Genomic DNA, 24,240 nt, shown 5'->3' with positions numbered 1-24,240 from the left:
TATTCAAAGAGGTAATTCTGTGGCATTAATTCAAGTAAGGGATCTGGTCAAAGAGTTTGATGGGCAAACTGTCTTGTCGAATATTAATCTCGATTTGAACGAGGGTAATGTACGAGTTTTAATGGGTGCCTCTGGCTCTGGTAAATCGACTTTATTGCGCTGTCTGAATCGCTTGGTTGAGCCCACTTCAGGATCGATTGTTTTCAGAGGCAGGGAAGTGCTTGGCCCGGATGTTGATGTGCTGGAGTTGCGCAAGCAAATTGGTTTTGTATTTCAGCAATTCGCTTTATATAGCCACCTCACAGTACTAGATAACGTCTCATTGGGCTTGCGTAAGCTACATAAGATGGGTAAAGCCGAGGCGAAAGAAAGGGCCTTGTTCGAGCTGTCTCGTTTTGAAATGACATCGCATCAAGATAAGTATCCTTCACAGCTTTCTGGGGGGCAAAAGCAGCGGGTGGCGATTGCGCGTGCGCTTGCCATGGATCCAGCGGTACTGGTTCTTGATGAGCCTACTTCAGCCCTTGATCCTATTATGTCTAGGGATGTGGGCGACCTGATTAATCGCCTGCACAAGGAGGGCATCACTATGATTTGCGTTACACATGATCTCAACTTAGCTCGCCATATTGCCGACACGGTGATGTTCTTGGATCGTGGTGTGATCCGTGCTGATGACCGGATTGACGCCTTGAGTCAGCATTCAGATCCAGAAATTAAAGCTTTCTTTGGCGCAGAGGAAAGCCGCTAATGGGTGGATGGCCATCCTTTGTTCGTGATCTCACGGAGCAGATGCCCTTGATTTTGACAGGGCTAGTGAAGACCTTGCAGCTGGCAGGTTTGATTAGCATTTCAGGATTACTTTTGGGTATTGTCGTTTTTTATCTCACGCTCAGCAAAAATAAGTATGTCTGTAGTGTAATCAACTCCTATATCTCCTTCTTTATTGGGATGCCTTTAATTGTTTTGCTGTTTTTGATGTACTACGGCCTTCCTCAGTGGGGGGTTCGACTCTCCCCATTCACAGTTGCTTTTATTGGTTTCACATTCAATGTAGCGGCATACAACGCAGCTTATTTAAAGACTGCATTTAATGGTTTAGATAAGAGTCAGATTGAAGCTGCGAGTGCGCAGGGATTTAATCCTTTGCAAATTTTTCAGCTAATTACATTGCCACAAGTCATCCGCCTTTCCATACCAGCGTTAACTAATCAAGTTATTGCCAATCTCAAAGATAGTTCAGTTGCCTTTTTAATTCAGTACACCGAATTCTTTGCTCGAGTGCAAGGATTGGCTGCAAGCAATTTCCAATTCTTTAAAGCCTATTTTTTTGCGGCCTTGGTCTATCTAGCCCTGGTATCAATCATTGTGTTGTTCGCCCGCGCCATTGAGAGGCGTTACTTTATTCCGGCTTGATGTTGTGATTAGGCGGAAAGTAACGATAAAAAATAGCGCCCCCTGAGACGCCATTTTTGTTTACGGATTTTTTACAAACCGCGAATCATTAATTACTTCGACGTTGGCATTACAAACTCTGCGCCCTTATCGATGCTCTCTGGCCAGCGCTGCATCACACTTTTTTGCTTGGTATAAAAGCGAACCCCTTCTTTGCCGTAGGCATGCATATCACCAAAGAGAGACTTCTTCCAGCCACCGAAACCATGCCATGCCATTGGAACTGGAATGGGTACATTGATACCCACCATGCCCACCTGAACGCGACGTGCAAACTCACGGGCAATATTGCCATCACTCGTAAAGCAAGCTACACCGTTGCCGAATTCACAGGAGTTCACTAGGTTAAGTGCCTCTGTGAAGTTTGCTACACGCAAGCAAGACAAAACGGGCCCAAAGATTTCTTCTAAATAAATCTTCATGTCTGGGGTGACGTTATCAAAGAGGGAGCCGCCAATAAAGAATCCATTGTCATGACCTGGAACCTTTAAGCCGCGACCATCCACCAATAACTTAGCACCTGACGCAATACCACTCTCGATGTAGCCAGTAATACGCTCTAAAGCAGCCTTCGTAACGATTGGACCCATTTCAGCGTCAAGCTCCATACCATTCTTTACTTTCAGGGCCTTGGTGCGCTCAATCAGTTTTGGCATGATTCTGTCTGCAACATCGCCAACCAAAACGGCTACCGAGATTGCCATGCAACGCTCACCGGCGGAGCCATAAGCCGCACCAATCAAAGCATCAATCGTTTTATCGATATCTGCATCTGGCATGACTACCATATGGTTCTTAGCGCCGCCTAAAGCTTGGGAGCGCTTGCCAAAGTGTGCACAACGCTCATAAATGTAATTAGCAATCGGAGTTGATCCTACAAAACTAACAGCTTTGACATCTGGATTCTCAATTAAGGCATCCACAGCTTCTTTGTCGCCTTGAACTACGTTGAATACGCCATCAGGCAAACCAGCTTCTTTTAAGAGCTTAGCCATTAATAAGGAGGCTGATGGATCTGTTGGGCTAGGTTTCAGAACGAAGGTGTTGCCACAGGCAATAGCTACTGGGAACATCCACATTGGAACCATAACGGGGAAGTTAAATGGTGTGATACCAGCAACCACGCCCAATGGCTGGCGCATAACCCAGTTATCAATATCGGTAGATACTTGCTCGGTGTAATCGCCCTTGAGGAGCTCTGGAATGCCGGTAGCAAATTCCACGATCTCAATTCCTCGAGTGACTTCACCTTGGGCATCTGTAAATACTTTGCCGTGCTCGGCAGTAATGATGGCGGCTAATGCATCGCGGTTGGCATTGAGTAGTTCAAGATATTTGAACATGATGCGCGCGCGGCGCAATGGCGAGGTCTGACTCCAGGTCTGAAATGCGACTTGAGCATTTGCTACAGCCTCATCAACCTCTTTGCGACTAGCTAAGGCTACACGTCTTGCGACAACACCTGTGGATGGATTAAAGACATCGGCAAATCGACCGTTTTTGGGGTTAAGGACTTGCCCGCCAACAAAGTGGCCAATATCTTCTTTTGATTCAAAGGCTTGTAGTGCGCTCATCGTATTTTACTTTAATTATTATTTGCAAATATTAGGTTTAACAAACTGGTATTCCCAGGAAATAGCACAAGTTTATGCTCTCGTTTATCCTACACAGTCTATTTTATCGCTTTCACTACTTTTAGGTATTTTGAGGTCCTGGGTATACATATGAGTCTTCTATTTTCGAGCTTTACATTAACCTCGCCTAAGGGGGATTTAATCCTCCCCAATCGCATCATCGTGGCTCCAATGTGTCAGTATTCTGCCGTCAATGGAGAGGCTCAGGACTGGCATTTAATGCACTGGGGCAATCTGCTTAACAGTGGGGCAGGCCTATTCATTATTGAGGCTACTGGCGTGACGCCTGAGGGGCGCATTACGCCAGCTTGTTTAGGTTTATGGGATGACCGTACCGAAGCTGCTCTCAAGGACAAGCTTGACAGAGCTCGCAAGCTAGCGCCGCCAACACCTATTTTTATCCAGCTGGCACATGCGGGCCGAAAGGCATCTAGTGCAACTCCTTGGGAAGGTGGTCAACTGCTTTCAAAAGAGCAGGGTGGTTGGGATACTCTTGCTCCCTCACCTATTCCGCAGTTAAAGGATGAGCGTTTGCCTCATGAGCTTTCCAAAACCGAGTTGACTGAACTGATTGAAGCATTTGTTATTGCAGCACAGCGCTCTGAGCGGATTGGCCTAGATGGCATTGAATTGCACGGAGCTCATGGATATCTTTTGCATCAATTCTTATCACCGATTGCTAACAAACGCACCGATCAATATGGCGGCTCATATGAAAATCGTATCCGCTTCCCCTTGGAATTATTTGCCGCAGTCCGCAAGGCATATCAGGGAGTATTGGGTATTCGGATCTCTGCAAGCGATTGGATTGAGGGTGGCTGGACTCCTGAAGAGGCTGCTGACTTTGCATCTCGTCTGAAACCCCTGGGATGTGATTTTGTTCATATCTCATCAGGTGGTATTTCACCATTACAGAAGATTGCCATAGGACCAAAGTATCAGGTGCCATTTGCCAAGATCGTAAAAGACCGATCAGGCTTACCTACCATGACAGTTGGTTTAATTACAGATCCCCACCAGGCTGAAGAGATTTTGCAGGATGGGGATGCAGATTTAATTGCGCTGGCTCGCGCATTTTTATACAAGCCAAGATGGGCTTGGGAGGCAGCCAAGGCTTTAGGTGGCACAGTGTCCTCAAATGAGCGTTATTGGCGCTGTTTACCGCGTGATGCCCAAGCGATATTTGGTGATGTCAAAGTAGGGCAACGCTAAGGTTTATCGAGCAACATATAAAATTGAGTTATTGGAGATCAAGATGAAATCAATCAAACTTATTTGCCATTCTTTGGCTGTCATTACTATTATTTTTGGGTCTAGCGTTAGTCATGCCCAGTCTTTTCCAGATAAACCCATTACTTTAATTGTTCCTAATCCACCCGGAGGTCTGGTTGACACATCCGCACGTTTACTCAGTGAGCCCCTAGCTCGAGTAATTGGTCAGCCCGTGATTGTTGACAACAAACCTGGTGCCAGCGGAAACACTGCCTATCAATATGTTGCCAAGGCAAAGCCAGATGGTTATACCTTGCTCATTTCTTATTCGGGGTATCACGTCGGTAATCCCTCCTTAATGGATAAGTTGCCATGGGATCCTATTAAAGATTTTTCGCCGATTGGTCTCCTTACCGTTTCTACCAATGTGATTGCAGTGCATCCATCAGCGCCCGTGAATAACTTAAAAGAATTTATTGCTTATGCCAAAGCCAATCCTGGAAAGTTGAACTATGCCTCCCAAGGCAATGGCTCGATATCACACATTGGAACTGAAATCTTTAAGCAAAATACTGGTGTGGATATTGTTCATGTTCCTTATAAAGGTTCAGGGCCTGCTATCCAGGATGTGCTGGCTGGTCAGGTACAGGTATTTATTACGACGCCACCCTCAGTAATGCAGCATGTTCAAAGCGGCAAACTCAAGGGCCTGGCTGTTACTGGAAGTAATCGTCATCCTGGAATGCCTAATGTACCAACCACTGCAGAGGCGGGTTTACCTTCCTTCCAGTTGGAGTCTTGGGTTGCCTTATATGCCCCTGCAGGCACGCCAGCGCCAGTAGTTGCTAAGTTAACTGACTCTGTTAAGAAGAGTCTTGCTTTGCCTGAGGTGAAAGAGCGTGCTGATACTGCTGGTGTTGAGTTACGCTACCTAACACCTACACAGATGGACGCATTACTCAAAAAAGAATTGCCTTACTGGGATAAAGCGATCAAATCCGCCAATATCAAGTTAGATTAAATTCCGAACACCCCCTGAATGAGTGATTAAAACGTAGATGAAGCAACATTCCGTAAGAGAATCTTGGCTAGAAGATGCCGTAAGACACTTAGAGCCAGTATTTTCAAAAGCAGGATATGCAATCCCGCCAGTAAGGGTATCTTGCGGCTTTCCAGCCTCAAGCAGCCCAAGGACAACCCTGGGGCAATGCTGGCCGCGAGAGCGTTCTGGTGGTGGCGTCAATGAGATCTTCATTTCGCCGAAGTTGGATGATCCAGTGCAGTTGTTAGATACTTTAGTGCACGAGCTATGTCACGCAGTAGACGATTGCTTCAGTGGACACGGCGAAGACTTTAAGGGTATTGCCCAGACCGTTGGTCTAGAGGGTCCTGCCAGAATGGCTCACGCTACTGAAGAGTTGATGGTGCGTTTGATGATGATTAGTCAGGAGCTTGGTCCATACCCTCATCAAGCAATTGTGTTCCCTCCACCAAGACCAAGTAATGTAAGTCGCAATAAGGCCAAATGCGGCCAATGCGGATATGAGGTGACACTCCTCAAGAAGTGGGCCACCTATGGTGCGCCTATTTGCCCCAAGGATAATATTCGGATGCAGGAAGCGGTCATTGAAACAATTGAAAATACGACAGATTACGATACTGAATCTGTTGCTGGATTCAAACCCAAGGTGGATGAAATTCGTCGAGCAATTAGCTAGACCAACAATGATTAATAACGGAAGACACTTAAATGAAGAAAAATAAAGTAGTTCAAAATCCAAAAATTGCTGTCATTGCTGGCGATGGTATTGGCAAAGAAGTCATGCCAGAGGGCGTTCGTGCGCTTGAGGTAGCGAACAAAAAATTTGGCATTGGTATGCAATTTGATCATTTTGATTTTGCAAGCTGTGACTACTATCTCAAGCATGGCAAGATGATGCCTGATGATTGGTTCGATACCTTAATGCAGTACGACGCAATATTTTTTGGCGCTGTTGGTATGCCCAATATTCTTCCGGATCATATTTCTCTGTGGGGAAGTCTCATTCAATTCCGTCGCTGCTTTGACCAGTATGTTAATTTGCGACCAGTACGACTCCTTCCCGGTGTGCCATGCCCATTAGCAAATCGCAAGCCAGGGGATATTGATTTTTTTGTTGTGCGTGAAAATACTGAGGGCGAATACTCCAGTGTTGGTGGAAAAATGTTCCCAGATACTGACCGTGAGTTTGTGATCCAAGAATCGATTTTTACTCGCCAGGGCGTTGACCGCATTCTTCAGTACGCATTTGATCTTGCGCAAAGTCGCCCCAAGAAGCATTTGACCTCCGCTACGAAGTCCAATGGTATTGCGATCACTATGCCTTATTGGGATGAGCGGGTAGAAGCGATGGCCAAGCAATTTGGTGATGTGCGGATGGATAAATATCATATTGATATTCTGGCTGCGCACTTTGTTATGAATCCCGATCGATTTGATGTTGTAGTTGCTAGCAATCTTTTTGGCGACATCTTGTCGGATTTGGGTCCAGCCTGTACTGGCACAATTGCTGTAGCACCATCTGGCAGTATTAATCCAGAAGGAAAATTCCCTTCGTTATTCGAGCCGGTCCATGGATCTGCGCCGGATATCTACGGAAAGATGATTGCCAATCCGATTGGTCAGATCTGGTCTGGATCAATGATGTTAGATCACCTAGGTTATCCAGAGGCAGGCAAAGCAATATTCAATGCGATTGAGAAAGTGCTAGCTGCTGGCCCAAATTCCTCACCATTAACACCAGACCTGGGCGGCAATGCAAAGACGGACGAGTTAGGTAAAGCGATAGCTGCTCAAATCTAAATTGATATTTAGCCTAGTGGCTAGAAGTAACTGAAGGACTCCAAACGGGGTCCTTTTTGCTAGCCTTTGCGATTTCGCCCAAAATCTTTTCATGTAAAACGCAATCCTCTTCGCTCGCTGTCATGAGCTTGAGCTTGCTTGGTAGCGCCTTCATTTGTCCAGAAGCATCTGTTCCTACGGTGTAGTCAATTAGATCAATGGACAAGTCTTCTTGACCCCGTGTCATGGCTACATAGACTTCGGCTAGCAGCTGGGCATCTAGTAAAGCGCCATGCAAAGTGCGATGTTGATTGCTAATGGCAAAGCGTTCACAGAGTGCATCTAGTGAATTTCGCTTACCTGGAAACATTTGGCGCGCATCTAACAAGGTATCGGTAACTTTTGATGCGAGACCTCTAAAAGCAGGGCGCTTGAGTAAAGCAAATTCGTTATCCAGGAACCCCAAGTCAAATGCTGCGTTATGAATCACAATCTCGGCGCCATCAACAAACTCAATCAACTCTTCAACAATATTGGCAAAGACGGGTTTATCAGACAGAAACTCACGCGAGAGTCCGTGCACAGCAAAAGCGCCGGCATCGATATCGCGCTCAGGGTTGATGTAGTAATGGAAGGTGCGATCAGTTAATCTGCGACCCACCATTTCAACGCAGCCAATTTCAATAATACGATCGCCTGTAGCGGGATTGAGGCCGGTAGTTTCGGTATCGAGAATAACTTGACGCATTAGGTGCCCTCTAATACGGATTCAGGGATTTCCATGGGCCCATTGCCAGCATATTTATCTAAATATAAATAGATGACGGGGGTAATGATTAAGGTCACAAACTGCGAGAAAATTAATCCACCCGCTACGCTAATACCTAGAGGTTGACGTAGCTCTGCACCGGCACCTAAACCCAGCGCAATTGGTAGTGCGCCCATGAGGGCGGCGATCGTTGTCATCATAATGGGGCGGAAACGCAGTATGCAGGCCTCACGTATCGCTTTCTCAGGTGACATGCCTTGGTTTCTTTGTGCATCAAGAGCAAAGTCGATCATTAAGATCGCATTCTTTTTCACAATACCAATGAGGAGCAATATACCAATCGATGCAACAACAGTTAATTCAAAGCCAAAGATGCGAAGAGAGAGGATTGCACCAATTGCAGCTGAAGGCAGGCCAGCTAAGATGGTAAGGGGGTGAATATAACTCTCATAAAGTACACCGAGCAAAATATAGATAACGCCCAAAGCCGCCAAGATCAAAATAATTTGACCGGACTGGTTATCTTTAAATACTGCGGCATCGCCACCATAGCTAGTAATAATCGACGGTGGCAAGCCAACATCCTTGACGAAGCCATCAATTGCCTTGGTAGCATCACCTAGGAATACGTCCGGAGCTAGGTTGAATGAAATTGTCACAGCTGGGATTTGCCCTTGATGGTTTACGGCCGTAGGTCCGATGGAGCGAACAAAGGTAGCTAAGCTAGATAGGGGAATCAGTTTATCGGTAGCACGACCTCTGACGAAAACCTTATTTAGATCTGTTTCAAATTGACGATCGTTCTGAGCAGTTTCTAGAATGACGTAATAGGTATTGACCGGCGTATAGATGGTAGATACTTGACGTTCCCCAAAAGAGTTATAAAGTGCGCTACGAATATCGGCAATGGTGACGCCGGCGCTTGCCGCCTGCTCACGATTGATCTCGATTCTGACGCTAAGCCCCTTGAGTTGAGAGTCGCTAGTCACATCTCGGAAGATAGGGTCAGCTCGCATCTTTTGGGTCATTTTATCGGCCCACTCATTAACACCTTCAAAGCCAACGCTCTGTAAAGTAAATTGGTAACGACTCTTACTGCTACGCCCACCAATTTGTAAATTTTGAACGGGGCGCATGTAAACCTGCAGCCCTGGAATCTCTCTAAACTTAGTCCGCAATCCCTCGATGACCTTAGCCATTTTTTCTCGATCACCCTTGGGTTTAAGGATGATGAAAAAACGCCCAGTGTTACGTCCTGCGCTTAGACCTCCGCCTAGAATAGAGATTGAATTAGCCACATTAGGATCTTTACTCACAATCTCTGCAGCGCGATCTTGAAGTTCTACCATCGTTGCAAAGGAGGTATCTTCAGAGGCCTCTGTTGTTGCTGTAATTTGCCCAATATCCTCTTCTGGGAAAAAGCCCTTAGGACTGTACACAAAAAGTGCAATCGTAATAAAGAAGGTTGAGAAGGCACCCCACAATACTTTTTTCCGATTGGCTAAAGCCAGATCTAAATAGTGAATGTAGGTTTTGAGGGTGTAATCGAAAATTCGATCAAATTGTTTCGTGATGGCATATTCTTTTCCATGATCACCAGGTTTAGGCAAAAAGCGACTGCAAAGTAGGGGCACTATGGTGAGTGAGACTACTGCAGATACTAGGATGGAAAGCGATACCACAACAGCAAACTCTCTAAAGAGTAGGCCGATCGGACCCGCCATAAAGAAAAGGGGGATGAAGACAGCTACTAAGGAGATTGAGATCGAGATGATGGTGAAGCCGACCTCTTTACTGCCTTTGAGCGAAGCCTTGAGGGGATCCATTCCTTGCTCAACATAGCGCATGATATTTTCAAGCACTACAATCGCATCGTCAACCACAAGACCAACAGCAAGGGTAATGCCTAATAAGGAAATGTTATCCAAGCTATAGCCGAAAAGGTATAGCAAGAAAAAAGCGCCAATAAGTGAGATGGGTAGACTTACGGATGGAATTAATGTGGCTGAAATGCGTTTGAGGAATAAAAAGATCACTAAGATCACCAAAAGAATAGTGAGTATCAGCGTGATATTGACGTCATGGATGGCCTCAATAATCGACAGTGATCTATCGTTAACTATGGTTAGTTGCATTGAGGCGGGCATCTGCTCTTTAAAAGTGGGCAGTAATTTTTTAACGGCGGCAACCACGTCTACCGTATTTGCATTTGGCTGTCGCATGATGCCAATCGCAATGGAGCGCTCGCCTCCTGAGCTTGCGAAGGTCTTCACATCCTCAAAACTTTCTTGAACATCTGCTACGTCTCTGAGGTAGATGGGGAGACCATTGCGCTGAGCAATGATGAGGTTCCTGAATTCCTCTGCTTTAACAAGTTGTGGATTGGCATAGATAGTAATAAGTTGCCGCGGTCCATCTAAGGTGCCGACCGGACTATTAGTATTAGCCTTATTAATTGCCAGTGCCAATTCTTCCATGGTGATGTTTCGATTGCCAAGGGCATCAGGTCTAGCGCTTACTCGAACGGCATATCGTTTAGCGCCATAAACTTGCACTTGTGAAACACCAGTGATGGTAGAAATTGATGGTGATAAAAGATTTTCTGCATACGCATTGATCTCGGATAGACTCAGAGATGGTGAGCTGATGCGGATGACAAGGGCTGCTGTGTCTGCCGGATTAATCTTACGGTAAGACGGTGGCACCGTCATTTCAATTGGAAGGCGCCTTTGAGCCCTTAATAGAGCCGCTTGCACGTCAACCGCTGCTTTATCAATGTCGCGGTCATTATTAAATTCCAAAGTGATGTTAGTTGAACCAAGGGTATTGGTTGAGCTAATCATTTTGATGCCATCAATAGTTGAGAACTCTTTTTCTAATGGCAGTGCGACGGAAGATGCCATGTTTTCAGGAGCCGCTCCTGGCAAACTCGCGCTGACAGAGATAATTGGTGTATTAAAACTTGGTAGCGCAGCAACTGGGATCTTAAAGTACGCAACCGTACCAGCAATCACCGTTGCAATTGATAACAGCACCGTCATGACGGGCCGTCTAATACATAACTCAGAAAGCGTCATTTTTTCTCGGGGGCAGGAGCCGCTGCTTTAGCTGGAGCGGATGCAGCAGTTGCTTTTTTTGCTTCCTTCACTTTGCTGCCAGGCCGCAAGTTCTGCTTGCCTTCAACAACAACTCGGGAACCTGATTCAACTCCGCTAATCACGGATGTGCCTTTATATTCATAAAGGACTTTAACGGGCTTAGACTCGACTTTGTCGTCTTTATCAACGATATAAACAACGCGACCCCTAGGGCCTATCACGATTGCTTCGGAGGGAACCGAAATAGCGTCTTTGAGGGTATTCGCATTTAATGAGACGCGAGCAAACTGTCCAGGCAATAAAGTCATCTTCTCGTTTGGAATTTGAGCGCGCACTCGCACTGCTGCGATGCTAGGGTCTACCTGGTTGTCAATCACAAGCACTTCACCCTCGAATGCTGGCTTGCCATCATTTCCAACGCTTACCCTTACCTTGAGTGGGGCGTCAGCTTGCTTGCCATCCATGAGTAATGGAATATCCTTTTCAGGTACTACAAATTGGACGTTGATCGGGTTTAGTTGGGTAATGGTCACCATAGAACCAACGCTAGAAGTTGCTGTGGAGCTAGTAGCGGTAGTGACTACGTTGCTAGCTTGTACTAGGGAGCCTGGAAATACATTAATGATGCCAGCGCGACCCGCAATAGGAGAGCGAATGGAATCGAACGAGAGTTGGACTTCAGCGGAGCGGGCCGCCGCCTGAGCTGACGTGGCATTTGCGAGGGAAGTTTCTAGGCCGGCTCTAGAAATAAAGTTCTTAGCAACTAGCTCCTTAGCACGCAGGTATTGTTTTTGTGCATCATCAGCTAATGCTTTTAATTTTTCATAATTAGCCCGGTCATTACGATCATCAAGCGTGAATAGTAACTGACCCTCTTTGACTTCTTGCCCATCTTTGATATGAATCGTTTTTACTGTATTGGTGGTCATTGGACGTATATCAACAATACTATTTGAAATAATCGTACCAGTGGCTTCAATAATTAAAGGGATGTCCTTCTTTTCGACTATGACACTTGTAATGGTTTGAGGGCCACCAGCTTTTTTGATTGCAGGAAAGAAATGGTCATACGCTTTAGATCCAGCATATAAAACAATCAACAAAAGCAAAATACGCCACTTGTACTTCACTGTAAATTCTTTTACTGTCGCGTAATTTAAATTTTTGATCCAATTTAGATAGGGCAAGAGTTTTTGCCAAAGCTTGCATAACTGAGACATGACCCAATTTTTCAGGACTGGTAACTTCGCAAGCACTTTATCGAGTGCAGATTCAATTTTTGACACGGTCTCGTTTTTCTTTGTTCTATATGGTTTAGGCGGGCAATTTTTCCCCTACCTTCAATGCGTTCATTCTCTCATAAGACTTCTGAATCTGGGCTTGGGCATGCCTGCTTTAACTAAGGGAGAAATTCCTCGACCCCCTTATTTGCGAGGAGATCTGCCAGCTCATTTCCTGGGTGGCCGTTGTGTCCGCGTACCCAGTGCCAAGAGATCTGATGGTCAGGGATGAGGGCGTCTAATTCTTGCCATAAATCGGCGTTTTTTACAGGATCTTTACCGGCAGTCTTCCAACCCCTTTTTTTCCAGCCCTCTAGCCATTCGGTTACCCCTTTTTGGACATATTGAGAGTCAGTCCAAAGCTCAACCGAGCTAGTTTGATTGAGGGCTCGGAGCGCATGGATTACGGCACTAATTTCCATCCGGTTATTGGTAGTGTGTTCGGCGCCACCATGGAGGTGTTTTTCATGAGCTCCAGAGCGCAGAACAGCGCCCCAGCCGCCAGGACCTGGATTACCTTTGCAGGCACCATCCGTATAGATAATGATATGGGGCAGGGATTTATTGTGCGGCATGACGTTAATTTACTTGGTCTTCGTTATTAGCCAAATTCTGCCTGCTTTCTGCGGCAGGGCTCAATTGGGTAATTGCCGGAATACGCAAGCCTTGGACTCGTCCAATCAGGCGGATCCCTTGTTGACGCTTAATCGCAGAAACCAAGAAAACTGCTCCAAAAATAGGCCACCAGCGATTACCAGCTGCTTCCATAAAGTCCATCCTAGCCATACCTGCCTGACCATTCAGAGGGAGTTTGTAGCAGCCAAAATGACCACGATCCAGCGAGAAGTTCAATAGCTGCAACCAGTCTTTAATTCTGAGTAGACCAATGAATTGACCATCTCTAGGCAAATAAGGGTTACCAATAAGCCTGCTGAGGTATTGCCGCATCCCCCACAGACTTGCGGGATTAAATCCGGAAATAACCAGGCGACCCTCTGGGCGAAGGACGCGCTCAGCCTCCCTTAGCGTTTGATGAGGATCAGCAGCGAATTCCAAAACATGTGGCAACACCAATAGGTCTATGCTTTCAGATGCAAAAGGTAGCTCGTTGGCATCACCTTCTATCTGGTGCCAGTTAAATTCGCTGGCATGTTTTTGGCGATCATTGGAGTTAATCAGCAGGGCATGCAAAGGCATCCGGTTTTCTGCTAAGGTGTTGATTTGTGGCAGGCCGACTTGAACAGCATAAAAACCAAAGACATCGGCAACGATTTGATTGAAGCATTTCTGCTCCCAGTCAAGCACATAGCGCCCTGGAGGGGATTGCAGCCATTTCTCCCATGAACTCCATGGTGGCACAGGCATCTGAGACGGGGTGGTTGGGGTTGGTATCATCGGTCTATGGTGAAGAATACTTTATTGCAGGTTTGGCCGATACCGGCATTTGATGACAATTACATCTGGTGTATCCATGATGGTCAATCCGCCTTGATCGTAGATCCGGGTGATGCCGGCCCAGTCTTGATATACCTCGAGGAAAAAAAGCTTGCTCTTAAGGGTATTTTAATTACCCATCATCATGCTGACCATACTGGTGGCATTCTGACCTTATTGCAGGCTTTGGGCTCAGTTCCGGTTTATGGCCCTGCGAGTATTGATATTCCCGGCCGGACAAATGCCATGATGGAAGGTGACAAGCTAGAAGTTGCTGCGCCTCGTATTAGCCTTGAGGTGTATGAGGTGCCAGGACACACCCTGAGTCATATTGCATACTTTGCGAACACGCAGGAAAATATTGTTGAGCCGATGCTGTTTTGCGGAGATACCTTATTCGCCTCAGGTTGTGGTCGCTTGTTCGAGGGGACTCCAACGCAGATGAGTCAATCTCTCGCTAAGTTCATTGCACTGCCAAAAAACACTCTGGTGTATTGCACCCATGAGTACACCCTATCTAATATTCGCTTTGCATTGGCAGTTGAGCCAAATAATACAAATCTCATTACTTGGTCAGAGACTGCTAAAGCGTTGCGTGATCAAGGTTTGCCAACCTTACCAACAACTATCGGGCAGGAGCTGCAAGTCAATCCATTTATGCGCTGTGATCAGCAAGCCGTAATTGATGCTGCTCTTGAGGTTTCTGGCGAAAAATCTCTCCCGACACCGGCACATGTCTTAGCGGTGATTCGGGCGTGGAAGGATCGTTTCTGATGTTATGGCGCTATGCAGCGATATTATTTATTGCTGGGCTCACGGCTTGTGCAGGCACTGGAGATTGGTCCTCTAATGCGCCGACACCTCAGGATCCACGCGTCTCCAAGGCAAAACGGGTAAACCTCCAAAATCAATCTGTTAGCGATGTATACGCACCATCAAGCAACCTCTGGATTCGCATTCGGGATGGCTTTGAGATGGAGCCGATGAACACGCCGCTGGAGATTGAACAGGTGCGTTGGCTTAGTGCACGCCCTGATTATGTTCATCGCTCCATGGCACGCTCGTCACGCTATCTCTTTTATATTGTGCAAGAGGTCAATGCACGCAAAATGCCAACAGAGATTGCCTTGCTCCCATTTGTCGAGAGCGCATTTGTGACTAATGCGAAATCTAGTGCTAAGGCAATGGGCTTATGGCAATTTATGCCAGCAACTGGCAAAGATTTTCGTTTAACGCAAAACGTCTTTCGAGATGAGCGCAGAGATGTATTGCAATCTACGGATGCTGCACTCGATTATTTGCAGCGCCTATATAAGCAGTTTGGTAGCTGGGATCTCGCTCTGGCAGCCTACAACTGGGGTGAGGGTAATGTTTTAAAGGCGCAGAAGCGCAACTTGGCTGCAGGACTTCCTACGGATTACCTGAGCCTCAAGATGCCCAATGAGACTCGTAACTATGTGCCCAAGCTAATGGCCTATCGACAGATTGTGTTGGATCCTCAAGCCTATGGGATTGTGTTGCCTGAGCTAGAAAACCATCCTTATTTCATAGCGGTGGACGTTGGTAGCGATATTGATGTCGATTTAGTGATCAAGTTAGCCGAAATTCCATCTGCTGAGTTCCATAGCCTAAACCCTTCTTTCAATAAACCAGTAATCCTGAGTAATGCCAATCAGCAAATACTGCTTCCGTTTGGGCATGCAGAAGTCTTCCAAGAAAATCTCAAGAAGTACACCTTGCCACTCTCGTCATGGACTGCCGTTCAGATCGCTAAGACTGAATCTGTAGATCAAGCCGCCAAAACTTTGGGGGTAGATGCGGATACGCTTAGAGAAATTAACGGCATTCCAAAAGGGATGCGAATTCGTTCTGGATCGACCGTGCTGATACCTAAAACCAGCCGTCGTCCAGGCGATATCCCATTGGCAATGGCTGAAAATGCCAGCCTGAATTTAGTTAAACCAGTGCCTCCAGCGCCTAAAAAATGTGCAACAGGGGCAAAATGTCCAGCCAATAAGCCCGCAAAAGGGGTGAGTAAGGGTAATTCTTCTGCAAATAATGCTGCATCTCAGCATAAATCCGCATCGACAGGGCTTGCAAAATCTGCGAAAAATGTTACTTCGAATACAGCTAGCTCAGCTCCCAAGACCTCCAACGGCAAGGGAACTAGCAAGATTCAGTAATTCTAGGTACTTTAATTTACTTATTTAGGTTGACCATGTCCTACAAATCAGAACACGAACGCTCCATTAACGACCCAGATGGTTTCTGGGGAGAGCAGGCAAAACTCATCCACTGGGAAAAGCCATTTAATAAAGTTCTGGATTATGCAAACCCTCCGTTTGCAAAATGGTTTGAAGGTGGCCTTACCAATCTCTGCTACAACGCAGTTGATCGCCACCTCAAAGATCGTTCAGATCAAATTGCTCTAGTTGCAGTTTCAACGGAAACTAATGTAGAAAAAGCCTACACATTTAAAGAGCTCTACGAAGAAGTCAATCGTATAGCTGCAATCTACAAAGCTAACGGCGTTAAAAAAGGTGATCGTGTATTGATCTATATGCCGATGATTGCAGAAGCTTGTTTTGCAATGCTTGCATGTGCGCGTATCGGTGCAATTCACTCGGTGGTGTTTGGCGGTTTTGCATCTCATAGCTTGGCTTCACGCATTGATGATGCAAAACCAAAAATGATTGTGACTGCAGAAGCGGGTGCTCGTGGAGGTAAGCCTGTCCCTTACAAGCCTTTGCTGGATGAAGCAATCACGCTCGCATCCTATAAGCCTGAGAAGGTATTGATTGTGAACCGTGGTTTAACTGAGTTCACCACAGTTGCTGGCCGTGATTTGGATTATGCGACTGAGCGCCAGAAACACCTCAATGATTTAGTCCCAATTGAGTGGGTAGATGCAACTCATACCTCCTATATCTTGTATACCTCTGGTACGACAGGTAAGCCTAAGGGTGTTCAGCGCGATACTGGTGGTTACGCCGTTGCTCTGGCATCAACGATGAAGCATATCTTTTGCGGCAATCCCGGTGAGACCATGTTCTGCACATCTGATATTGGTTGGGTTGTGGGCCACAGTTACATCATCTATGCGCCATTGCTAAACGGCATGGCAACCATCATGTATGAAGGTACACCTCTTCGTCCAGATGCTGGAATTTGGTGGGAGCTGGTAGAGAAGTACAGGGTATCCGTTATGTTCTCTGCGCCAACTGCAGTGCGTGTTCTCAAAAAACAAGACCCAGCATTCTTAACTAAATATGATCTTTCAAGTTTACGTGCCTTGTTCTTGGCAGGAGAGCCTTTAGATGAGCCAACTGCGACATGGATTCATGATGCAATCAAAAAGCCAATCGTAGATAACTACTGGCAGACAGAAACGGGTTGGCCAATGTTGGCAATTCAGCGTGGCGTTGAAGTGATGCCACATAAGTTTGGATCGCCTGGTGTCCCTTCATTTGGTTACAACATGAAGTTGTTGGATGATGCAACTTCTGAAGAGTTAGGTCCAGATCGGAAGGGCGTTATTGCGATTGAAGGCCCTTTACCCCCTGGTTGCATGCAAACTGTTTGGGGTGATGACAAGCGTTTTGTGAGTACCTATTGGGAAACCATCCCTGGTAAGACTATTTACTCCACCTTTGACTGGGGTATCAAAGATAAGGACGGTTATTTCTTCATCCTGGGCCGCACTGATGATGTGATTAACGTCGCAGGACACCGTTTGGGTACTCGTGAGATTGAGGAGAGTATTTCTAGTCACCCAAATATCTCTGAAGTAGCGGTCGTGGGTATTGAAGACAAGCTCAAGGGTCAGGCTGCGATTGCATTTGTGATTCCGAAGGATTCCTCCAACACGGCCACACTAGAAGCTGAGTGCATGAAAACTGTGGACACCACCTTAGGTGCGATTGCACGTCCGGGTCGTGTTTATGTGGTTACAGCCTTGCCTAAGACTCGGTCTGGCAAGATTGTTCGCCGTGCACTTCAGGCGGTAGCGGAGGGTCGTGATCCTGGAGACATCAGCACCATGGAAGATCAAACTGTTTTAGCTCAAATTAAGACCATCATCGAGCAAAGCACAAAGCCTTAAATTTAGCCGGGAATTGGTCAAAATAAGCCCCTTTGTCATCTGACTCAGGGGCTCATTGGCTTCAAAGCCTCAGTGGCTGGGAATCCAAGGGTTTACACGCAAAACTGGTATGATTGCAAGGTTCAAAACTTAATAAATTACCCTAGCGCTTAAAGACACTCACCTCCCGCACAAACAGTCCTGGGTTGGTCTTTTTGGGGTGTTGAGCGTCGGATGGAGCAGGGATTGGAGATGGTTTGTCACCCTTGCTTCCTTCTTTTCCTCCCGCTGTGTTGGCTTTAGCTGACGGCACTATTTTTCCTGGTCTTAGCATTGGCGCCCCTGGCGAGACTACCGGTGAAGTTGTATTTAATACCGCACTCACTGGTTATCAAGAGATCATCACTGATCCGAGTTACGCGCGCCAAATTGTCACCTTGACCTATCCTCATATTGGTAACGTTGGTGTGAATGCTCAGGATGCTGAGTCCGATCAGATTCATGCGGCTGGCTTGGTCGTAAAAGATCTCTCTAAACGCGTCTCGAATTTCCGTTCTGAAGAAAGTCTTGATTCTTACCTCACCAAAGCAGGTGTAGTTGGCATCTCTGGTATCGACACTCGTAAGCTCACTCGCATCCTGCGTGATAAAGGTGCTCAGTCTGGCGCAATTGTTGCTGGCAAGATGGGTGATGATGTTGAAGCTCTTGGCAAGAAAGCGCTAGAGCTGGCTAAAGCCTTTCCTGGTATGGCCGGTTTGGATTTGGCAAAGGTTGTTACGACTAAAGCTCCTTATCAATGGCGCGAAGCCGAGTGGGATCTGCATGGCCCTGACGGTAAACCTACATACAGAACTTTAGATACTAGCAAGCCAATTAAGAAAGTCATTGCTTATGATTTTGGTGTGAAACGTAATATCTTGCGTATGCTCACTGAACGCGGTTGCGAATTAACCATCGTTCCTGCACAAACCACCGCCGCTGAAGTATTGGCAATGAAACCAGATGGCGTGTTCTTTTCAAATGGCCCTGGAGATCCGGGTCCTTGTGATTACGCAATTACTGCTGCAAAAGAAATTATTGAAAAGGGTGTTCCAACTTTCGGCATCTGCTTGGGTCACCAGATCATGGGCTTGGCCGCTGGCGCTAAAACCTTGAAGATGAAGTTTGGCCATCACGGTGCAAACCATCCCGTAAAAGATTTGGATACTGGGCGCGTAGCGATTACCTCTCAGAACCATGGTTTTGCGGTGGATGCGAATACTCTGCCTGACAATATTCGTGTGACTCACGTTTCTTTATTTGATGGATCGCTGCAAGGTCTTGCTTGGAAAGATAAGCCAGCTTTATGTTTCCAAGGTCATCCTGAGGCCTCACCCGGTCCTCATGACATTGCCTATCTATTTGATCGTTTTGTGGAGCTGATGAATGCTACCGCTGTTGGTAATAAGGGGGGCAAATAATGCCTAAGCGTAGCGACATTAAGAGCATCCTCATCATTGGCGCAGGCCCGATCGTGATCGGTCAAGCCTGTGAGTTTGATTATTCTGGTGCTCAAGCCTGTAAAGCATTGCGTGATGAAGGCTACAAAGTCATTTTGGTGAACAGTAATCCTGCCACGATCATGACCGACCCAGAGATGGCTGATGTGACATACATTGAGCCAATCACTTGGGAGGTGGTGGAACGCATTATTGCTACTGAAAAGCCAGACGCGATTTTGCCGACAATGGGTGGTCAAACCGCCTTGAACTGCGCACTCGACTTACATCGTCATGGTGTTCTCGAAAAATATGGTTGTGAATTGATTGGTGCTTCACCAGAAGCGATCGATAAGGCGGAAGATCGTCAAAAGTTTAAAGATGCGATGACCAAGATTGGCCTTGGTTCTGCGAAGTCTGGCATTGCTCACTCGATGGATGATGCGCATGAAGTGCAGCAGCGCATTCAGAAAGAGACTGGCAGTTTGGGTTTCCCGGTCGTGATTCGACCCTCATTCACTATGGGTGGATCAGGCGGCGGTATCGCCTATAACCGAGAAGAGTTTGAAGAGATTTGTAAGCGCGGTTTAGATTTATCGCCAACCCGCGAGCTCTTGATTGAAGAGTCTCTCTTGGGTTGGAAAGAGTTTGAGATGGAAGTAGTGCGTGACCGCGCGGATAACTGCATCATCGTTTGTTCAATCGAAAACTTAGACCCAATGGGTGTGCATACCGGTGACTCGATTACGGTTGCGCCCGCGCAAACATTGACGGATAAGGAGTATCAAATTCTCCGAAATGCTTCAATTGCGGTATTGCGTGAGATTGGTGTTGATACTGGTGGTTCAAACGTTCAGTTCTCGATTAACCCAGTTGATGGTCGCATGATCGTCATTGAGATGAACCCACGCGTTTCACGTTCATCCGCATTGGCCTCCAAAGCAACCGGCTTCCCTATTGCGAAGATTGCCGCGAAGCTGGCTGTTGGCTATACCTTGGACGAGTTGAAGAATGACATTACTGGTGGCGCTACCCCGGCATCCTTTGAACCCTCAATCGATTACGTAGTGACTAAGATACCCCGCTTTGCGTTTGAGAAATTCCCGCAAGCGGATTCTCGTCTGACAACGCAGATGAAGTCCGTGGGTGAGGTAATGGCCATTGGTCGTACATTCCAAGAATCATTCCAAAAAGCATTGCGCGGTTTGGAGGTTGGCGTAGATGGTCTAGATGAGGTTTCCACAGACTTGGATGACATTATTCAGGAGATTGGCGAGCCAGGCCCAGATCGTATTTGGTATTTAGCAGATGCTTTCCGAATGGGTATGGGGCTTGATGAGGTTTACAACGAGACTAAGGTCGACCCTTGGTTCTTGGAGCAGATCGAAGAACTCATCACTATAGAAACTGAAATTAAGCAGCGCAAGATCGATGGCTTGTCAGCTACTGAACTACGCTTTATTAAACAAAAAGGCTTCTCTGATCGTCGCTTAGCGAAATTATTGGGAGTGGATGCTTCCTCCGTTCGTGCGGTGCGTCATCGTCTCGGGGTAGTACCCGTCTACAAGCGGGTCGATACCTGTGCGGCTGAGTTCTCAACAAATACCGCCTACTTGTATTCCACCTACGAAGCAGAGCACGGCGAGTGTGAATCTCAGCCCACCACCAAAGATAAAATCATGGTACTCGGCGGCGGTCCAAACCGTATTGGTCAGGGCATTGAGTTTGACTATTGCTGTGTTCATGCTGCTTTAGCAATGCGCGAAGACGGCTATGAAACCATCATGGTGAACTGCAACCCAGAAACCGTTTCTACTGACTACGACACGTCTGATCGTTTGTATTTTGAGCCATTGACTTTAGAGGATGTTTTAGAGATCGTTGCTATTGAAAAACCAAAAGGCGTCATTGTTCAGTATGGCGGACAGACTCCTTTGAAGTTGGCTTTGGATCTCGAGGCTAATGGTGTTCCGATTATTGGAACTTCTCCTGACATGATTGATGCTGCAGAAGATCGTGAACGCTTTCAGAAGTTATTGCATGAGTTGAACTTGCGTCAGCCACCTAACCGAACAGCACGTGCGGAAGACGAGGCGCTAAAGCTTGCTGAAGAAATTGGCTATCCATTGGTGGTTCGTCCCTCCTACGTATTAGGTGGTCGCGCTATGGAAATCGTTCATGATGGTCGTGATCTCGAGCGCTATATGCGCGAAGCAGTAAAAGTCTCTCATGACTCACCAGTATTGTTAGATCGCTTCTTGAATGATGCGATTGAGTGTGACGTTGACTGTATTAGCGATGGCCAACATGTATTTATTGGCGGTGTGATGGAGCATATTGAGCAAGCCGGCGTACATTCAGGCGACTCTGCTTGTTCATTACCACCATATTCTTTATCTGACGAGACGATTGCAGAAATCAAGCGCCAAACTGCAGCGATGGCTAAAGGCTTAAACGTAGTTGGTTTGATGAATGTGCAGTTTGCGATCCAGAATGTCGATGGCAAAGATGTTATCTATGTTCTCGAAGTAAACCCACGCGCTTCTCGTACTGTGCCCTTTGTATCTAAGGCAACTGGTTTACAGTTGGCGAAGATTGCAGCTCGTTGTATGGTTGGTCAGACCTTAGAGCAGCAAGGCATCAAGAACGAAGTCAAACCTGCTTATTTCTCTGTTAAAGAAGCGGTATTCCCATTTAATAAGTTCCCAGGCATTGATCCGATTCTTGGGCCAGAGATGCGTTCAACGGGTGAAGTGATGGGTGTGGGCAAGACTTTTGGTGAAGCACTTTTCAAATCCCAACTAGGCGCAGGTATTAAGCTTCCTAAGAGTGGAACTGTGGTGTTGACGGTAAAGGATAGTGATAAACCAAAGGCGGTTGAAGTGGCTAAACTGCTGCATCAATTAGGTTTCCCTATGGTTGCTACCAAAGGCACTGCAGCAGCTATTGAGGCCGCTGGTCTGCCAGTACGCGTTGTCAATAAAGTAAAAGATGGGCGCCCACACATTGTTGACTTAATCAAGAATGGCGAGATCTCGCTTGTATTTACGACTGTTGATGAGACTCGAACTGCGATTGCAGATTCGCGCTCTATTCGCACCAGCGCCCAAGCCAATAATGTGACTTACTACACTACGATTAGTGCAGCACGCGCAGTAATGGATGGATTGATGGCTTCGCAAAGCGGTAATAAGGAGTCACTTGAAGTGTATTCATTACAGAATCTGCATAAGACTCTCATTTAATTTTAAGTTAGGTAAGAAGCATGAACACAATCCCTATTACTAAGCGTGGCGCAGAGCTTCTCAAAGATGAATTGCATCGCTTAAAGCATGTAGAGCGACCATCAGTGATCAATGCGATTTCTGAAGCGCGTGCACAGGGCGATCTTTCCGAGAACGCTGAGTATGATGCCGCCAAAGAGAAGCAGGGCTTCATTGAGGGTCGCATCCAGGAGCTCGAAGGTAAGCTTTCTGCTGCCCAAATCATTGATCCCGCAAGCTTGGATGTTAATGGCCGCGTGGTGTTTGGTGCGACTGTAGATCTTGAGGATTTAGAGGATGGCACAAAGCTGACTTACCAAATTGTTGGTGACGATGAGGCGGATATTGAGCTGAATAAGATCTCGATTAGCTCTCCCATTGCTCGCGCATTGATCAGCAAAGAGGAGGGTGATGTTGTTGCAGTTCAAGCGCCTGGCGGTAATCGCGAAGTAGAAATTCTCGCAGTTCGTTACATTTAATACGATTCAGTTTTAATATGAAGACTTTAGAGGCTCGCAATTATGATGGGGCCCAAAGACTCTTTATTTTGATTGCGGGTTTATGGGTAGGTAGCTTGCTCACAGTCGGCTACTTGGTTGCTCCTGCTATTTTTAGCACTATGACTGATCGTCAAGCTGCTGGCATGGTTGCTGGGAGCATCTTTAGGTTAGAGGCTTACCTGAGCTTGATCGTCTGTATTGGCCTGATGGTGCTAGCCAATCTTTTAGTGAATCGCGGCCTTAATCAATTTCGGTTTATTCGTTGGCTCTTATTAGCAATGCTGTTGTGCTCTGTAGCTGCTGCCTTTATTTTTATTCCTTGGATGAACGCCTTAAGAGATGATGCTCTGCTTCAAGGTATGCCAGTCATGCTCTCTCCTTCGGCCACATTGTTTGGTAGACTTCATGGCGCTTCAAGCATTTTATTTATGTTGCAGAGTCTTTTAGGAATCTTCTTGGTCTGGCGACTCACCAAAAGATAATCTAAGGCGTAAGCAATAAAAACGCCGACTAGTAGCGTTTTTATTAGAAGCTCAAATGCTCATTCTTTGTTCTAAGAGCCTAGTGATTTCTTCTTCGTGCTACTCATACGTGCCTTGCGCTTCTTAATCGGCGCAGGTGTGGCAACTGCTTTACGGTAGCCTGGTGATGACCAGCCAATCTTGGATTCAGCGGCATCGGCACGTAGAACACGCTTCTTCGGGGCTGCACTTTTCACTGCGGCAGCTCTCTCAAACGGTGATTTACTTGCAGCAGAGCGTCGATCTGATCTCTCGGAAGTGCTTGTGCGAATACCTGCCTTTGCTACAACCCGATTCGGTTGACGCTTGGTGCGGGGGGCTTGTAGTGACTTCTTGGTTTGTTTGCTCGATCTTCCTAAATTGGAGAGGGCTGCATCAACAATGTCAATTGGCTTCCAAAGCACAAGTAATTTCCCGATATGTTGAACGGGCGCTGCGCCAAGTTTGTCGCAAAGCTCATCATAGATGGCGATACGAGCTTCACGATCATCGCCAAACACGCGAACTTTAATCAAGCCGTGATGAGAAATGGCTAATTTAGCCTCTTTCACAACCGCAGGGCTCAGGCCATCGCCACCAATCATGACCACTGGACTCAGTCCATGGGCATCAGCTTTGAGGGATTTGCGTTGTGCAGGGGTAATAGTAAGTGCAGTCATGGGCTCGATGATAGAGCATTGGGGCTAGCAAAACA

General features: G+C 46.6%; 20 protein-coding genes. 13 read left to right on the top strand and 7 right to left on the bottom strand.

What is annotated here, in order from left to right; translation table 11 throughout:
• The first annotated feature begins 19 nt into the window (after window positions 1-19).
• Both ICN43_RS08210 and ICN43_RS08205 read left to right on the top strand, forming a co-directional pair.
• Window positions 20-751, top strand: a complete 732-nt coding sequence (locus tag ICN43_RS08210; protein WP_216198546.1) for an amino acid ABC transporter ATP-binding protein — start codon at window positions 20-22, stop codon at window positions 749-751.
• Window positions 751-1,416, top strand: coding sequence for an amino acid ABC transporter permease (locus tag ICN43_RS08205; RefSeq protein ID WP_216198543.1), 666 nt, complete (start codon window positions 751-753; stop codon window positions 1,414-1,416). The genes ICN43_RS08210 and ICN43_RS08205 overlap by 1 nt, the downstream gene beginning before the upstream one ends.
• 92 nt (window positions 1,417-1,508) lie before the next feature.
• On the opposite strand, the gene ICN43_RS08200 is transcribed toward ICN43_RS08205, so the two are convergent.
• Entirely contained in the window at window positions 1,509-3,029 is a 1,521-nt protein-coding gene (locus ICN43_RS08200; RefSeq protein ID WP_216198540.1) for a CoA-acylating methylmalonate-semialdehyde dehydrogenase, read from the bottom strand.
• A 150-nt stretch (window positions 3,030-3,179) separates the two neighbouring features.
• On the opposite strand from ICN43_RS08200, the gene ICN43_RS08195 reads away from it, so the two are divergent.
• Genes ICN43_RS08195 through ICN43_RS08180 form a run of 4 tightly spaced genes read left to right on the top strand, consistent with a single transcriptional unit; the run spans window position 3,180 to window position 7,143 of the window.
• On the top strand, window positions 3,180-4,301 hold the full coding sequence (locus ICN43_RS08195; RefSeq protein ID WP_216198537.1) for an NADH:flavin oxidoreductase/NADH oxidase: 1,122 nt from the start codon (window positions 3,180-3,182) through the stop codon (window positions 4,299-4,301).
• 43 nt (window positions 4,302-4,344) lie between these two features.
• A complete protein-coding gene (locus tag ICN43_RS08190) occupies window positions 4,345-5,322 on the top strand; it encodes a tripartite tricarboxylate transporter substrate binding protein (RefSeq protein ID WP_255533472.1) in 978 nt (325 codons plus the stop codon).
• Between the two features lie 37 nt (window positions 5,323-5,359).
• Window positions 5,360-6,019, top strand: coding sequence for a SprT family zinc-dependent metalloprotease (locus ICN43_RS08185; RefSeq protein ID WP_216198534.1), 660 nt, complete (start codon window positions 5,360-5,362; stop codon window positions 6,017-6,019).
• Window positions 6,020-6,051: 32 nt separating this feature from the next.
• Window positions 6,052-7,143 carry a tartrate dehydrogenase gene (locus ICN43_RS08180; RefSeq protein WP_216198531.1) on the top strand — a complete coding sequence of 364 codons (1,092 nt, stop codon included), beginning with the start codon at window positions 6,052-6,054 and terminating at the stop codon, window positions 7,141-7,143.
• Between the two features lie 13 nt (window positions 7,144-7,156).
• On the opposite strand, the gene dnaQ is transcribed toward ICN43_RS08180, so the two are convergent.
• The 5 genes from dnaQ to ICN43_RS08155 all read right to left on the bottom strand — a co-directional run bounded on the left by dnaQ (window position 7,157) and on the right by ICN43_RS08155 (window position 13,664).
• Complete coding sequence (dnaQ, locus tag ICN43_RS08175) at window positions 7,157-7,870, bottom strand: DNA polymerase III subunit epsilon (RefSeq protein ID WP_216198529.1); 714 nt, start codon at window positions 7,868-7,870, stop codon at window positions 7,157-7,159.
• Window positions 7,870-10,968, bottom strand: a complete 3,099-nt coding sequence (locus tag ICN43_RS08170; protein WP_216198526.1) for an efflux RND transporter permease subunit — start codon at window positions 10,966-10,968, stop codon at window positions 7,870-7,872. Before ICN43_RS08170 ends, dnaQ begins: the two co-directional genes overlap by 1 nt.
• Window positions 10,965-12,275, bottom strand: a complete 1,311-nt coding sequence (locus ICN43_RS08165; RefSeq protein WP_216198522.1) for an efflux RND transporter periplasmic adaptor subunit — start codon at window positions 12,273-12,275, stop codon at window positions 10,965-10,967. Before ICN43_RS08165 ends, ICN43_RS08170 begins: the two co-directional genes overlap by 4 nt.
• Before the next feature lie 113 nt (window positions 12,276-12,388).
• Window positions 12,389-12,844 carry a ribonuclease HI gene (rnhA, locus tag ICN43_RS08160; RefSeq protein ID WP_370623173.1) on the bottom strand — a complete coding sequence of 152 codons (456 nt, stop codon included), beginning with the start codon at window positions 12,842-12,844 and terminating at the stop codon, window positions 12,389-12,391.
• A 4-nt stretch (window positions 12,845-12,848) separates the two neighbouring features.
• Complete coding sequence (locus tag ICN43_RS08155; protein ID WP_216198519.1) at window positions 12,849-13,664, bottom strand: class I SAM-dependent methyltransferase; 816 nt, start codon at window positions 13,662-13,664, stop codon at window positions 12,849-12,851.
• A gap of 6 nt (window positions 13,665-13,670) precedes the next feature.
• Here ICN43_RS08155 and gloB point away from each other — a divergent pair, with 6 nt between their 5' ends.
• From gloB to ICN43_RS08120, 7 genes are all read left to right on the top strand, one after another.
• Window positions 13,671-14,477 carry a hydroxyacylglutathione hydrolase gene (gene gloB, locus ICN43_RS08150; RefSeq protein ID WP_216198516.1) on the top strand — a complete coding sequence of 269 codons (807 nt, stop codon included), beginning with the start codon at window positions 13,671-13,673 and terminating at the stop codon, window positions 14,475-14,477.
• Complete coding sequence (locus ICN43_RS08145; protein ID WP_216198513.1) at window positions 14,477-15,886, top strand: transglycosylase SLT domain-containing protein; 1,410 nt, start codon at window positions 14,477-14,479, stop codon at window positions 15,884-15,886. Before gloB ends, ICN43_RS08145 begins: the two co-directional genes overlap by 1 nt.
• 35 nt (window positions 15,887-15,921) lie before the next feature.
• A complete protein-coding gene (locus ICN43_RS08140; protein WP_216198510.1) occupies window positions 15,922-17,805 on the top strand; it encodes a propionate--CoA ligase in 1,884 nt (627 codons plus the stop codon).
• Window positions 17,806-18,050: 245 nt separating this feature from the next.
• A complete protein-coding gene (gene carA, locus ICN43_RS08135) occupies window positions 18,051-19,244 on the top strand; it encodes a glutamine-hydrolyzing carbamoyl-phosphate synthase small subunit (RefSeq protein WP_216200020.1) in 1,194 nt (397 codons plus the stop codon).
• Window positions 19,244-22,507, top strand: coding sequence for a carbamoyl-phosphate synthase large subunit (carB, locus tag ICN43_RS08130; RefSeq protein WP_216198509.1), 3,264 nt, complete (start codon window positions 19,244-19,246; stop codon window positions 22,505-22,507). Before carA ends, carB begins: the two co-directional genes overlap by 1 nt.
• A 20-nt stretch (window positions 22,508-22,527) precedes the next feature.
• A complete protein-coding gene (gene greA, locus ICN43_RS08125; RefSeq protein WP_216198506.1) occupies window positions 22,528-23,004 on the top strand; it encodes a transcription elongation factor GreA in 477 nt (158 codons plus the stop codon).
• A 17-nt stretch (window positions 23,005-23,021) separates the two neighbouring features.
• The gene (locus ICN43_RS08120; protein ID WP_216198503.1) at window positions 23,022-23,507 is read left to right on the top strand and encodes a DUF4149 domain-containing protein; all 486 of its coding nucleotides are present in this window, start codon (window positions 23,022-23,024) and stop codon (window positions 23,505-23,507) included.
• Between the two features lie 71 nt (window positions 23,508-23,578).
• Here ICN43_RS08120 and ICN43_RS08115 read toward each other — a convergent pair whose 3' ends face one another.
• Window positions 23,579-24,205 (bottom strand): YhbY family RNA-binding protein, encoded by a 627-nt coding sequence (locus tag ICN43_RS08115; protein ID WP_216198501.1) that lies wholly within the window; start codon window positions 24,203-24,205, stop codon window positions 23,579-23,581.
• Between the last annotated feature and the right edge of the window lie 35 nt (window positions 24,206-24,240).

The sequence above is a fragment of the Polynucleobacter sp. UK-Mo-2m-Kol15 genome (genome assembly GCF_018881505.1).
In the GTDB taxonomy this organism is placed as follows: domain Bacteria; phylum Pseudomonadota; class Gammaproteobacteria; order Burkholderiales; family Burkholderiaceae; genus Polynucleobacter.
This window is presented reverse-complemented; position numbering and strand designations above follow the sequence as displayed.